This window comes from Streptomyces sp. S186, from assembly GCF_051603415.1.
GTDB lineage: Bacteria > Actinomycetota > Actinomycetes > Streptomycetales > Streptomycetaceae > Streptomyces.
In genome coordinates, this window is sequence record NZ_CP193932.1 from 546,841 (window position 1) to 560,233 (window position 13,393).

General features: G+C 74.5%; 11 protein-coding genes. 5 read left to right on the top strand and 6 right to left on the bottom strand.

What is annotated here, in order from left to right:
* Positions 1-10: 10 nt before the first annotated feature.
* The 4 genes from ACRAS8_RS02430 to ACRAS8_RS02445 form a co-directional block, all read right to left on the bottom strand.
* Positions 11-1,501: an AAA family ATPase gene (locus ACRAS8_RS02430; RefSeq protein ID WP_438484069.1), complete on the bottom strand. Its 1,491-nt coding sequence runs from the start codon at positions 1,499-1,501 to the stop codon at positions 11-13.
* A 149-nt stretch (positions 1,502-1,650) separates the two neighbouring features.
* The gene (locus ACRAS8_RS02435) at positions 1,651-2,307 is read right to left on the bottom strand and encodes a CBS domain-containing protein (RefSeq protein WP_438484070.1); all 657 of its coding nucleotides are present in this window, start codon (positions 2,305-2,307) and stop codon (positions 1,651-1,653) included.
* A 225-nt stretch (positions 2,308-2,532) separates the two neighbouring features.
* Positions 2,533-3,465, bottom strand: a complete 933-nt coding sequence (locus tag ACRAS8_RS02440; RefSeq protein ID WP_438484071.1) for a universal stress protein — start codon at positions 3,463-3,465, stop codon at positions 2,533-2,535.
* Between the two features lie 151 nt (positions 3,466-3,616).
* Positions 3,617-5,302, bottom strand: a complete 1,686-nt coding sequence (locus ACRAS8_RS02445) for a CocE/NonD family hydrolase (protein ID WP_438484072.1) — start codon at positions 5,300-5,302, stop codon at positions 3,617-3,619.
* A gap of 201 nt (positions 5,303-5,503) precedes the next feature.
* On the opposite strand from ACRAS8_RS02445, the gene ACRAS8_RS02450 reads away from it, so the two are divergent.
* Positions 5,504-5,827: a putative quinol monooxygenase gene (locus ACRAS8_RS02450; protein ID WP_438484073.1), complete on the top strand. Its 324-nt coding sequence runs from the start codon at positions 5,504-5,506 to the stop codon at positions 5,825-5,827.
* Between the two features lie 72 nt (positions 5,828-5,899).
* Here the strand turns inward: ACRAS8_RS02450 and ACRAS8_RS02455 are convergent, their stop codons facing one another.
* Positions 5,900-6,670, bottom strand: a complete 771-nt coding sequence (locus ACRAS8_RS02455; RefSeq protein ID WP_438484074.1) for a DUF72 domain-containing protein — start codon at positions 6,668-6,670, stop codon at positions 5,900-5,902.
* Between the two features lie 310 nt (positions 6,671-6,980).
* On the opposite strand from ACRAS8_RS02455, the gene dnaK reads away from it, so the two are divergent.
* The gene (dnaK, locus tag ACRAS8_RS02460; RefSeq protein ID WP_438484075.1) at positions 6,981-8,873 is read left to right on the top strand and encodes a molecular chaperone DnaK; all 1,893 of its coding nucleotides are present in this window, start codon (positions 6,981-6,983) and stop codon (positions 8,871-8,873) included.
* Positions 8,870-9,559 carry a nucleotide exchange factor GrpE gene (grpE, locus tag ACRAS8_RS02465; RefSeq protein ID WP_438484076.1) on the top strand — a complete coding sequence of 230 codons (690 nt, stop codon included), beginning with the start codon at positions 8,870-8,872 and terminating at the stop codon, positions 9,557-9,559. Before dnaK ends, grpE begins: the two co-directional genes overlap by 4 nt.
* A gap of 31 nt (positions 9,560-9,590) precedes the next feature.
* Here the strand turns inward: grpE and ACRAS8_RS02470 are convergent, their stop codons facing one another.
* Positions 9,591-11,150, bottom strand: a complete 1,560-nt coding sequence (locus ACRAS8_RS02470) for a nitrilase-related carbon-nitrogen hydrolase (RefSeq protein WP_438484077.1) — start codon at positions 11,148-11,150, stop codon at positions 9,591-9,593.
* A 205-nt stretch (positions 11,151-11,355) separates the two neighbouring features.
* On the opposite strand from ACRAS8_RS02470, the gene ACRAS8_RS02475 reads away from it, so the two are divergent.
* Together ACRAS8_RS02475 and ACRAS8_RS02480 are read left to right on the top strand one after the other, a co-directional pair.
* Positions 11,356-12,636, top strand: coding sequence for a sensor histidine kinase (locus tag ACRAS8_RS02475; protein WP_438484078.1), 1,281 nt, complete (start codon positions 11,356-11,358; stop codon positions 12,634-12,636).
* On the top strand, positions 12,633-13,373 hold the full coding sequence (locus tag ACRAS8_RS02480; protein WP_438484079.1) for a response regulator: 741 nt from the start codon (positions 12,633-12,635) through the stop codon (positions 13,371-13,373). The genes ACRAS8_RS02475 and ACRAS8_RS02480 overlap by 4 nt, the downstream gene beginning before the upstream one ends.
* Positions 13,374-13,393: the final 20 nt, after the last annotated feature.

Below are 13,393 nucleotides of genomic sequence, written 5' to 3' on the forward strand. Positions count from 1 at the left end.
ACAGGGCCGGTCATTCGCCGTGGTAGAGCCGGTCGATGCCGATCAGCAGCACCTCGCCCTTGGCCTCCGCGGCCCGCAGCTCCGGGCCGAAGCCGACACCGCTGTAGCAGGCCGGCACGATCTGGCCGGTGTCCTCGCCGGCCCCGGCGAGGAGGGCGAGGATACGGCGCAGCCGGGCCAGGTGCGGGGCGTCCATGACCTCGTTCCAGCAGGCCACCCCGACCGACAGCAGCACTCCCGGGCGCCCGTCGGCCGTGCCGCGGACGACCACTTCCGCGTCGAGCCGGCCGTTCTCCTCGGGGTCGAGGACGGTGCCGCGGACCGCCGTCGCGGCCTCCCCGCCGAAGGTGTCCCAGGCGGCGTACCGGGTGGCCCAGTCCCGGCAGAGCTGGGCGAAGTGCGGCGCGGCCACCGAGGCGTCGAAGTCCGGGCGGACCCGGCGCCAGACGGCGGCCGCGTCCTCCTGCTCCAGGGCGGCCCGCTGCGGCCAGGCGACGGCGTGCTCGAAGGCCAGTAGCGGTTCGGCGATGCGGTAGCGGGTCAGGCCCGGCCGGAACGCGTCGGCTTCGCCGTGCAGCAGCCCGTGGTTGCGCATCACGGCCAGGACGTGCGAGACGTCGTGCAGCGAGGCCCCCAGGCGGTCGGCGATCCCGCCGGGGGTGGAGCGGCCGCCGGCGATCGCGACCAGCACCGAGTGGCACAGCGCGCGGTCGGCGCAGTCGCCCTCCTGCTCCAGCAGATGGCGGGCCTCCCAGAACAGCGGCACCCGCGGGTTGAGCACCGTCCGGCACACCCAGGCGTCGAAGTCGTCCGGGCCGGCCGGCACGTCGTCGCAGACCAGGTCGCCGCGGTAGGCGGGGGTGCCGCCGACGACGGCGTGCACCTGCACCGCGAGCCGGGGCGAGCGGATGCCCCAGAAGCGGGCCGCCTTCCGGAAGCCGAACGGCCGCACGACCAGCTCCAGGGAGGCCAGGCCGTGCAGCGACGACGGGCCGGCGAAGAGCCGGCGGATGACGGCGGGGCTGGCGCCGCTGAGGATCAGCCGGGTGCGGTTGTGCGGGCGCTGCTCGTGCATGCGCAGGAACGCGCAGTGCAGCACGGAGGGCAGGGCGGGGCTGTGCCCGACCAGCTCGGGGAAGTCGTCGACGATCACCGGCGCCGGCCGCTCGTCGCCCAGCGCGAGCAGCGCCTCCACCGCGTCGTCCCAGCGGTGCCAGTGCGGCGGCCGCTCCGCCCCGGTGTGGGCGGCCAGCCGTTCGGCCAGCCGCCGCAGGGACTCCGCCTCGGCCGCCGCCTGCCCGTCGAAGTAGAACCCGTCGGTGGCCTGGCTCACCGCCTCCAGCAGAAACGTCTTGCCCTGGCGGCGCTGCCCGGAGACCAGCGCGAGGGTGGCGCCCGGACGGGGATCGCGGGCGAAGCCCACGAGGTCCGCCCACTCGTCGACACGGTCGAAGATCCGGTCGGGCCGGGCCGGAAGGGCAGTGGCATCCGATGACGACACGGGCCCGCTCCCCTCGTTCACGGGCCGCCGGCGGCGACCGGCGGCCGACCTCGCTGTCCGTACGGTGCGCTGTGTGTCAAGTACACCTCCGGCATCCGGTGGGCGCCCGGTCCGGTGGGCCGTCCGGGGCACCGCGGCGGCCGCCTCCGTCAGCCCGGTCCGGGCGCGGGCTGCCCGCGGAAGGCGGCGGCACCGCCCGGCGCGTCGCCGCCGGCGTCGTCCCGCTCGTAGGTGAGCCGGTCGATCACCTCGATCACCCCGTCCACGCTCTCGCAGAGCCGGACCGCGATCGGCACCAGGCTCCGGCGCTCCAGCGTGCCGGTGAGCGTCACGGTGCCATCGGCGACGGCGACGGTGACCGCGGACGGCGCGACCCCGAGCGTGCGGGTCAGCACCTCCTCCAGGATCTCCTCCTGGATCGCCCGGTCGCGCCGCAGGAACAGCTGGACCAGGTCGCTGCGGCTGATCACCCCGATGAGCCGGCCGCCTTCGTCGACCACCGGCAGCCGCTTGACCCGGCGCTGTTCCATCGTCCGGGCCGCCTCGACCACGCTCCACTCCGGCCGCGCCACCACGGCCGGACTGCTCATGATCGCCTCGGCGTTGGCCGCGCCGGCCTTGGAGAGCTGCCGGCGCAGCAGATCGGCTTCGGACACCACCCCCACCGGCCGCCCGTCGTCGTCGACGACCGGAACGGCGGTGATGTCGTACTCGTCGAGCAGCCGCGCGATCTCCCGGAACTGGGTGCCCCGCTGGACGGTGACGGCGTTGGGGGTCATCAGATCGGCCACTCTGCGGTGCCTCATGATGGGCCACTACCTCCGGATGTGCTCGTTGTGCCGGCCCCGGCCGGTTTTCGGCCGGAGTCCCGACTTCATGATCCCGCGTCGCGCCCCCGAACGGCGTACGCCCGCGGCGGAGCACGACGACGCGGTGCCGCCGCGGCCCCGCCCCGGAACGTCGCTAGGTGCCGTGCCAGACGCCGCGGGGCCCGCCCTTCGGGCGGACGACGGGACTTCGGACTCACTCATCTAGTCGGCCGGCACCACGGCAACGGGGCAGGTCACATGGTGGATGGCGGCATGGGCGACCGCGCCGATCCGGGGCGCCGGCAGCCGGCGGGGGTGGCGGCGGCCGACCACCAGGAGGCCGGCCCCCGAGGCGGCCTCGACGACCGCCCGGGCCGGGCTGTCCGACAGCACGGTCCGCTGCACCAGGACCCCGGGGAACCGCGCGCACCACGGGCGCAGCGCCTCGGCCAGCTCGCGCTCGGCCACCGCGGTCACCTCACCCGCCGCGTCCAGGTCCACGCCCCACGGCGTGTAGACCTGGACGGGGAACGGGCGGCCGTGCACCACCTGGAGCAGGACCCCGCGGGTGGCCGCCGCGTCGAAGGCGAACTCCAGCAGCCGCTCGGCCGGCCCACCGAGCCCGACGCCGACCACGACCCGCGGCCCGGCGGCCCCCGGCGCGGCCGGCTCCGCCGGCTCGGCACCCCCGGCGTGTTCCGCCCGCCCCGGGCCACCGGCCGCCGCCCGCCCCGGCTCACCGGCCCGCACCAGCACCACCGGGCCCGCGGCCCGGGCGACCACGCTCAGACTGACGTCACCGAGGACGAAGCTCTGCCACGCCGACAGGGCCCGCGACCCCAGCACGAGCAGCCGGGACTCCGCCGAGGCCCGCAGCAGCGCCGGCTCCGGCTCGTCGCCCACCAGGTCCTCGATGATCCGCAGCTGCGGATGGCGGGCCCGCACCGCCTCCGTGGCCGCGCGGACGACCTGCCGGGCGCAGACGTTCTGGTCCCGGTCGGGCGCGGTGTCCGGTGCCTGGGCGGCCAGCATGATCCAGGCGTGCAGCAGCCGCAGCACGGCGCCCCGCCGGTGCGCCTCGTCGGCGGCCCAGTGTGCCGCCGCCAGGGCCTCCGCCGAGCCGTCGAGCCCGACGGTGACGATCTCCGGCTCCATGACTCTTCCTCAACGCAGGCGATCCGCGGGACGCTCGCCCCGCGCTATCGAGCCTGCGCGCCCGCGCGGCGCGCGGCCAGTGGGCCGGCGGGCACCGCACGGGGGCCGGACGGCCCGGACCGCCGCGGACGAACGGCCCGGGCCGCGGCGCTCACCGCACCGGCAGCGCCAGCTCGGCCGGGCCGTCCGCCGGCGAGCCGAACGACACACTGCTCCCCCGCGGGGTGCTGCCGCCGTACAGCGGGTCCGCGGTGTCCAGCACCAGCGCGAGCCGGTGCCCGGCCGGCAGGTCGTACGCGGTGGGGAAGAGCGTGACGTCGAGCGGGAAGGCGTGCCCCGGCTGCCGCCCGGACCAGCTCTGCGGGGCGTGCGAGATCAGCTTGCCCACGCCCAGCGCGTTCACGTCGTAGAGATAGGCGAAGGCGCTGCCCTTCGGCGTGGACGCGGTGACGGCCGTGTGCAGCCGCGCGGCACCGCGGAGTTGGAGACCCTTCGCGTACGGCGCCGACTGCCAGATCGCGGCGGAGCTGCGCGAGAGCAGCGGGACGAAGACCGTGGGCGGCAGGCCGATCACCTGGTCGAGGGTTCCGGACAGTTCGGCGATGCCGCCGTCGGCGCCGGAGTCGGTGCCGCCGGCCACCCGCCGCCACCAGCCCGCGTGGCCCGCCGCGCCACCCGCCGCGGCAAGCGTTCCGACGCCACCGGAGTCGGGACGGCCCAGCCGCAGCCGCTCGGCCCGGGAACTGACGGTCCGCCAGTTCTGGTAGTTCTCGTGCTCGCCGCCCGAGCGGACCTCCAGTTCCACCCCCTGGCGCGCCCCGCCGGAGCCGGCGCCGGCGCCCTTCAGATAGCGGTCGAGCCACTGCCGGGCGCTCGTCCAGGTGGCGTTCGGCAGCCCGAGCAGACTGGTCAGCTCCTGGGTGGCGTGGTCCCCGGGCCGCAGTTCCAGCCGCTTGGGCACGGTCAGCCGCTGGTAGAAGGACGTCATCTGGCCGGGGTTGAAGATGCTGTCGCCCCAGGCGTTGGCGAGGAAGACGGCGGTGCCGTGGGCGTTGATGCGGTCCACGTAGGCGGCCGGGGACCGGGTGTGCGCCCACTGGATGACGCGGGGCATCTCGCGGTCGGCGTAGAGGTCCGACAGCGTCCGGGCGAACTCGGGGCTGCGGCGGCCGGTCGGCGTCTGGACGGCGGCCAGCAGCCTGGCGGCCTGGAGGTGCCGGGTCTGCCCGCTGTAGAGCGCGTCGGTCAGGTCCGCCCAGCCGCTGAGCGAGGCCACCGCCTTGACCCGCGGGTCGAAGGCCGCGCCCATCAGCGTCAGGCCGCCGCCCAGGGAGAGTCCCACCATGCCGACGCGACTGCGGTCGGCCGGCGTGTGGGCCAGGGCCCAGTCGATGACCGCGGAGATGTCGCCCACGTCCTTGGGCCCCGCGACATCGACCTGTCCGCCCGAGCCCCAGAAGCCGCGCACCGTGTACGTCACCGCGACATAGCCGGCGGCGGCGAGCTGCCGGCCCTGGGCCGCGTACTCCAGGTCGTTCTGGCCCCAGCTGGCCGGCTGGACGACCAGCGGGTGGTGGCCGTTCCGGTCGGCGCCCGGGGTCCCGGCGGCCGGGGTGAACACATCGGCCTTGAGGACGGTGCCGTCCTTCAACGGGATCTCGACCAGCCGGAACGAGGGGGCGGCGGACGCATGGGCGGCGGCCGGAGCGGCGGCCACCGCGGTACCGCCGGGCACGGCCACTGCCAGCGCGGCGGCAACCACCCCCGCACTCAAGGAAACTGAGGCCCTTCGTCGTCGCCCGACGAGGTGGCCTGAGGTACGGCGGGATCGCGCCATCGCTGCTCCAGGGGGTCTGACCGCGGCGCCTCGGTGGCGTCCGTCCGGTGCGGTGATCGGGAGCGTAAAACGGCGCGACCAGCCCGGACGAGATCATGATCAGCCAAATTACCCACTGGTAACACGCCGCCCGCAGCAGCTACTTGACCGCACCCGAGGGACGAAATGCGAGAGATCGGGCAAATGATTTAGGGTGCATGGATGATCTTTATCGTTGTGAAGTTTCCCGTGAAGCCCGAATGCGCCGAGGAGTGGCCCGAGAAGGTCGCCGCGTTCACCCGCGCCACCCGCGAGGAGCCGGGCAACCTCTGGTTCGAGTGGTCGCGCAGCCTGGAGGACCCGAACACCTACGTCCTGGTCGAGGCGTTCCAGGACGACGCGGGCGAGGCCCATGTGAACTCCGACCACTTCCGCGCCGGCCTGGAGGCCATGCGCCCGCTGCTGCGCCGCACCCCCGACATCGTCAGCACGACGATCAAGGACGCGGACGGCTGGAGCGCGATGGGCGAGCTCCAGATCGGCTGACACCCACGCGAGACCGCGGGACGACGAGGCGGCGGGCCACCCCTGGGGCGGCCCGCCGCCTCGCTGCTACCCCTACAGGGACGCCGTACGGGCCGGTGCACGGGTCACCGTGCGGCCCGCGGCGATCGCCGCGTGGGCGAAGTGGGCGGCGTCGCGGACGGCGGCTCCGCCGGGGTCGTTGTTGAAGTAGGCGTAGACGTCGGCGCGGTCGGGCCAGGTGTCGGCGATCCGTCGCAGCCAGGCGTGCAGGGCCTGCCGCCCGTAGCGCGGCCAGGGCTCGGCGCGGCCCTCGTGGAAGCGGAGGTATCCCCAGCCGGCGGTCCGCCACAGCGGCGTCACGGGGCGGGACCCGCGGTCGGCCCAGCACAGTGCGGCGCCGCGGCGCTCCAGTACGGCGCGGACGGCATCGGTCCACCAGGAGTCGTGGCGGGGTTCGACGGCGACCCGGATGCCGGCGGGGAAGCAGCCCAGGCAGGCGTCCAGGAGCCCGGCGTCGGCGCGCAGGGTGGGCGGCAGTTGGAGCAGCACGGGACCGAGCCGGGGGCGGAGGTGCGCGGCGCGGTCCATCAGCCGGCGGACCGGCTCCTCGGGGTCGCGGAGGCGTTTGATGTGGGTGAGGTAGCGGCTGGCCTTGACGGCCATGACGAAGCCGTCCGGCGTCCGGTCCCGCCAGTCGGCGAACGTCCTGGCCTCGGGCAGGCGGTAGAAGGCGGCGTTGCTCTCGACGGTGGCGAAGTGCCGGGCGTACTCCTCCAGCCAGCGCCGCTGCGGGACGTCGGGCGGGTAGAGGACGCCGCGCCAGTCCCGGTACTGCCAGCCGGAGGTGCCGAGGTGGATGGTCATGGGGGGATGGGTCCCCGGCGGGGCGTGTGGCGTATCAGGCGGAGGGAAGCCGGGAGGGTGTGGCCCCGGCCGGCGGGCGCCCCGGTTTCCGCAGGTCCGGCCGTGGTCCGCAGCCAGGACGGGGAACATTGGCGACAAAAGGTGCATCTTGACAGCTGTCGGGGCACGTTCTATGCAGAGGGTGTAGCCGACTCGGGCGCCATATCAGCAGGTGAGAGGCGTTGCGAAAGGCGCGGCCGGGCACCGTCCCGGCCGGGGCGGCCCTGGTGCGCGCCGTCGCCCCCGGATCGCCGCGAGACCAGGAGGAAACATGGCACGAGCAGTCGGTATCGACCTCGGGACGACGAATTCGGTGGTCAGCGTGCTGGAGGGCGGTGAGCCGACGGTCATCGCCAACGCCGAGGGCGCGCGGACCACCCCCTCGGTGGTCGCCTTCGCCAAGGGAGGGGACGTCCTGGTCGGCGAGATCGCCAAGCGCCAGGCCGTGACCAACGTCGAGCGCACCTGCCGCTCGGTCAAGCGGCACATGGGCGACGCCCAGTGGCACTTCCCCGAGAGCGGCGACATCGACGGCAAGCGCTACACGGCCCAGGAGATCTCCGCGCGGGTACTCCAGAAGCTGAAGCGGGACGCCGAGAACTACCTGGGCGAGGAGGTCACCGACGCGGTCGTCACCGTGCCCGCGTACTTCAACGACTCACAGCGCACCGCCACGAAGGAGGCCGGGGAGATCGCGGGCCTGAAGGTGCTGCGGATCGTCAACGAGCCGACCGCCGCCGCGCTGGCCTACGGCCTGGACAAGGAGAACGACCAGACGATCCTGGTCTTCGACCTCGGCGGCGGCACCTTCGACGTCTCCCTGCTGGAGATCGGCGAGGGCGTCGTCGAGGTGAAGGCCACCAACGGCGACACGCACCTGGGCGGCGACGACTGGGACCAGCGGATCGTCGACCATCTGACCAAGCAGTTCAAGAACGCGTACGGCATCGATCTGGCGCAGGACAAGATGGCCACCCAGCGGCTGCGCGAGGCCGCGGAGAAGGCCAAGATCGAGCTGTCGGCGGCCAGCGAGACCACGGTCAACCTGCCGTATCTGAGCGCCTCGCCCGAGGGGCCGCTGCACCTGGACGAGAAGCTCACCCGCGCCCAGTTCGAGCAGATGACCGCGGATCTCCTCGACCGCTGCAAGGCACCGTTCCACAACGCGATCGACGACGCCGGCATCAAGGTCGCCGACATCAACCACGTGATCCTGGTGGGCGGTTCGACGCGGATGCCCGCGGTGACCGAGCTGGTCAAGCAGCTGACCGGCAAGGACCCGCACAAGGGCGTCAACCCTGACGAGGTCGTCGCCATCGGGGCCGCTCTCCAGGCCGGTGTCCTCAAGGGCGAGGTCAAGGACATCCTGCTGCTGGACGTCACGCCGCTGTCCCTCGGCATCGAGACCAAGGGCGGCATCATGACCAAGCTGATCGAGCGCAACACCACGATCCCGACCAGGCGCTCGGAGATCTTCACCACGGCCGAGGACAACCAGCCGTCCGTGCAGATCCAGGTCTTCCAGGGCGAACGGGAGATCGCGGCGTACAACAAGAAGCTCGGGATGTTCCAGTTGACCGGTCTGCCGCCGGCCCCGCGCGGCGTCCCGCAGATCGAGGTCTCCTTCGACATCGACGCCAACGGCATCATGCACGTGACCGCCAAGGACCTGGGCACGGGCAAGGAGCAGAAGATGACCGTCACCGGCGGCTCCTCGCTGCCGAAGGACGACATCGACCGGATGGTGCGGGACGCCGAGCAGTACGCCGAGGAGGACCGCCGCAAGCGGGAGGCCGCCGAGACCCGCAACCAGGGCGAGCAACTGGTCTACCAGACCGAGAAGTTCCTCAAGGACAACGAGGACAAGGTGCCCGCCGAGGTGAAGACCGAGGTCGAGACCGCCGTCGGCGAGCTGAAGGAGAAGCTCAAGGGCGAGTCCGCCGACGGCGACAACACCGCCGAGATCCGCACCGCGTCGGAGAAGGTCGCGGCCGTCTCACAGAAGCTCGGCCAGGCCATGTACGCCGACGCCCAGGCCGCCCAGGGCACGGCCGGTGCCGCCGGTGCCGCGGGTGCCGCCGGCGGCCAGCAGGCCAAGGCCGAGGACGACGTCGTCGACGCCGAGATCGTCGACGACGACAAGCGGGAAGGAGGCGGACGATGAACCGTCCGACCGATGCCGGTCGGCTGTCCCGCCCGCCGCTGGCGCTCGTCGGCCGCACCGGGCCGGAGCGGGGGCCGGCCCCGCCGCCACGGCCGGAGCCGGACCCGGTGCGGCCGGACCGGGAGTCCGCCCGCGCGTCGTCGCACCCGGCGCGGCGCCGCGGCGCGTCCTCCGGTGCCGCCCGTACGTCCGCCGGGGAGTCCGACGCCGGACGGCTCGCCGCGCAGCTGCGGGAGCGCACGGCCGATCTCCAGCGGCTCAAGGCCGAGTTCGATAATTACCGGCGCCGGGTGCACCGCGACCGGCTGGCGGTCGGCCAGATCGCCGTGGGCAATGTGCTGGAACGGCTGCTTCCGGTACTCGACGCGCTCGCCGAGGCCGGCGCGCAGGGCGAGCTGACCGGCGGCTTCCGGCGCGTCGCCGACCTCCTGGAGACGGAGCTGGCGTCCCTGGGCCTCATCTCCTTCGGCACCGCGGGCGAGCCGTTCGACCCGAACGTTCATGAGGCGGTGGCCTATACCCCGCCCGAGCGCACCGGCCCGGCCGGCCGCGGCGCCGCGGGCGAACGTGCGGTGTGCGCCGAGATCGTCCGCCGGGGCTTCCGGGTCGGCGACCGGCTGCTGCGCCCGGCCGAGGTGACCGTGACCGGCCGGCCGCCGGGTCCGGAGGGCGGCCAACTGGCGTGACGTCAGCGGTAGTTGCGCGGCCCACCGCTGCTCACCGGGCCGCCTTGCCGCGCGTCGCCGTCCGTCGTCCGGTCACCGCGCCGGCCACCACCAGGGTCCCGACGGCCGCCAGGCACAGCCAGGCGAAGGTGTCGCCGATCCGGTCGTAGACCGTGGTGGTGCCGTGCACCGGGACATAGGCCACGGTGGCCTGCCGGCCGGTGCCGAAGTAGTCCGTGGTGGCCAGGACATGGCCCTGGTTGTCGTAGGCGGTCGTCACGCCCTCGGCGTCCTGGCGGAACAGCGCGTAGCCGGCCTCGACGGCCCGGAGGGCTGCCTTGCGGGTGTGCGCGCTCCCGTATTCCCGCCAGTCGTGGGAGGGCACGAGCATGAGGTCGGCGGGGACTCGCATCATGTCGGGGAAGTCGGCGTCGTAGCAGATGACGTTGGCCAGTCGGCCGTACGGGGTGGCGACGACCGGGACCTGGCCGTCGCCGGGGGTGAAGGTCTCCGAGCCGGGGATGGGGTGGGCCTTCTGGTAGGTCCAAAGCACGGTGCCGCGGGGGTCGATGAGCAGCGTCTCGTTGCGCCCGTAGGCCGGTGCCCGGTCGATGTGGACGCCGATGCCGATCTCCAGGTAGATCCGGGAGCGGCGGGCCTCCTCCCGGGCCGCCGCGATGGCCGCGGGCTCGTCGGAGGCCGGCACCCGCGCCCCCTGCTCGGGCCAGACCACGATCCTGGCGCCGGCCGCGGCCTCGCGGCGGGTGGCGGCCAGCAGGCTGTCGAGCACCCCGCGCTGCGCCGGGCGGAGGCTCGCCGGCGGGGCGGTGGCGAGCGCCGCGCGGCCGCCGTCGGCCTGGGCGTAGGCCGCCTTCTGGGCGCGCAGCGCGGCCGCGTCGGCGGTGACCCCGGCGATCCGTACCGTCGGCCCGTCCGGCGGGAGGAAGGCGAGGCGGGCGCCGCCGGCGAGGACGACGGCCAGCAGTACCGCGGCGCAGGTGAGCACGGCGCGCCGGGCGGAGCGCCAGGAGGCCGTCTCCCAGGCGAGGTTGGCGACCGCGGCGCACCAGGCGATGAGGAAGCCGATCCCGTAGGAGCCGGTGACCGAGACGACCTGGAGGAGCGGCAGCAGGCCGTCCTGGGTGACCGCCAGCGAGCCGTAGGCGGTGCCGAACGGGGAGAGCAGGGTGATCAGGAACTCCGTCCCGGCCACCGCCGCGGGGAACACCAGCAGCGCCGCCCAGGGCCGCAGCCGGCCCCTCAGCAGCCGGTCGAGGAGGAACGGCAGGGTCAGCAGCGCGGCGAGCGCGGCCGCCCCGGCCAGGGCGAACGGGCTGAGCATCGCCGACTCGACGAGCCAGCAGACCGCCGCGGCGGTGTTGGCCGCCCACAGCCACAGGGCGCCGGACCAGGCCCGGCCGGTGCGGGCGAAGCGCAGCAGCAGGACGGGGAAGAGCCAGGCAGCGGCGGCGATGTCCCAGCGGCCGCCGACGGCGAGGAGATGGGCCGCGGTGCCCAGCGCCAGCCAGGCCCAGCGGGCGCGGGCCGCCGGGGCACGGGTGCCGGCGCGGGCCGTCGGCCCGGCGGTGCTCGGGGTGCTCGTGGTGATCACGTGGTTCGTCGGTCCCTTCGGGAGGCGCCACGGGCGGCGCAGTCCGGTCAGGTCACGACGCTAGGAAGGCAGGGGCGGGCACGGCGTCGTCCTGGATGCCGATCCGTCGCGGGCCCGCGCAACCAGGGTTGCGCCGACGCCCCGCCGATGCCCTCCCCGGGCACGATCGCCTCGGCGGAGGCGGGTGGTTAGCCTTGCCACCGTCATGGACACACCTCCCCTCGCCGCCCCGCGCGGCGCCTGGCGCCGGCTCGCCGACCGGCGGCCCTGGCTCACCGATCTCGCGCTCGGCGGCGGGCTGACCGCGTTCGACGTGCTGACGCTGCTGGGCCGCGAGCCGGCGCCGCGGCCGGGCGGTGTGCTGCTCTGGGGCCTCCAGACGGTCCCGCTGCCGTGGCGCCGCCGCCGGCCGCGCGCCGTGCTCTGCGCCATGACCGCCGCCTTCGTCGCCTTCGAGGTGATCGATCCGGTGCCGGGCAAGCTCCCCGGCCCGTTCCTGTTGGTCTTCGCCGTCTACGCGGTGGCCCGGCACACCCCGCCGGCGGCCGGTCTGCCCTGGACGGTGCTGTCGCTGCTGACGGCGGTGACGACCGATCTGCTGACCGGCCGGACCGGGCCCCCGCAGCCCGGCTCACTGGAGCCGATCACCGCCACCACCTTCGTCGTCTTCTACGGCGCCGCCTGGCTCGTGGGGTACGGGCGGCGGCGGATCGTGCGCCAGGCGGACCGGCTGCGCGACCTCAACCTGCGGCTCGGGGACGCCAACGGGCAGTTGCGGGACGTCAACGCCCGGCTGCGGGAGGCCAACGAGCGGCTGCGTGCGGAGCGGGAGATCAACGCCCGCCAGGCCGTGGTCGCCGAGCGGGCCCGGATCGCCCGCGACCTCCATGACGTGGTCGCCCACCATGTGAGCGCCATCGCTCTCCAGGCACGCGCCACCGAGGAGGTGGTGGCGGACGACCCGCCGGGCGCCCGGCGGGGCCTGACCCGGATCGCGGACACCGCCGACACCGCCCTGGTCGAGATGCGCCGCATCCTGGGCCTGCTGACGGTGGGCGACGAACGGGACGGCGACGCCGGGCCGGCACCGGAACCGTCCCTGCGCCACCTCGACCGGCTCATAGCCGCCGCCGAGGCGGCCGGCTGCCGGGTCACCGCGAAGCTGCACGAGGCCCTCGGCGAGCTGCCGCCCGCGCTCCAGATCTCGGCCTACCGCATCGTCCAGGAAGCGCTCACCAACGTCCTCAAGCACGCCGGCCCCACGGACGTACGGGTCGCGTTGCACCGCGACGGGACGACGCTGACCGTCGCCGTCGAGAACGGGCCGCCCGCCACCGGGCACCGGCCGCCGCCCGGCTCCGGCCGGGGACTGCTCGGAATCCGGGAACGCGTCACGGCGTTCGGCGGCACGGTGCACACCGGCCCGCTCCCGCACGGCGCCGGCTGGCAGCTGTCCGCCACCCTTCACCTGGAGACCCCGGCATGACGATCCGTGTGCTGCTCGCCGACGATCAGGAGATGGTCCGGGACGCGCTGCGGGCGGTCATCGACCGCCGCCCGGACTTCGAGGTCGTCGGAGCCGCCGCCGACGGCGCGGAGGCGGTCGCGCTCGCCACCGAACTGCGCCCGGACGTGGTGGTGATGGACGTCCGGATGCCCGGTATGAACGGCGTCGAGGCCACCCGCCGGCTGCGCGCCGACTGGCCGCACCCCGGCCCGCCGCCCCGCGTCCTGGTCCTGACCACCTTCGACCTGGACGAGTACGTGCACGCCGCGCTGCGCGCCGGGGCCGGTGGATTCCTGCTCAAGAACAGCCCGCCGGACCAACTCGCGCACGCCCTGCGGGTGGTGGCCGAGGGCGAGGCGATGCTGGCCCCCAGCGTCACCCACCGGCTGATCGGCGCCTTCACGGCACTGCCCGCGGGCCTGCTGCCCGGCGCCCCGCCCCGGCGCGACACGGCCGCCCGGCTGCTCGACACGCTCACCGCCCGCGAACTGGAGGTGCTCGTCCTCGTCGCCCGGGGCCGCTCCAACCTCCAGATCGGCGAGGACCTCGGACTGTCCCAGCCCACCGTGAAGAGCCGCGTCAACCGCATCCTGAACCGGCTCTGTCTGGACAACCGCGTCCAGGCCGCCCTCCTCGCCCACGAGGCGGGGCTCCTTGGGCCCGGCCCGGACCCGGCCGGCGGCCCCGGCCCCTCCGGCCCGGCCCGACCGCACTGACCCGAACAGGAGGTGGAGAG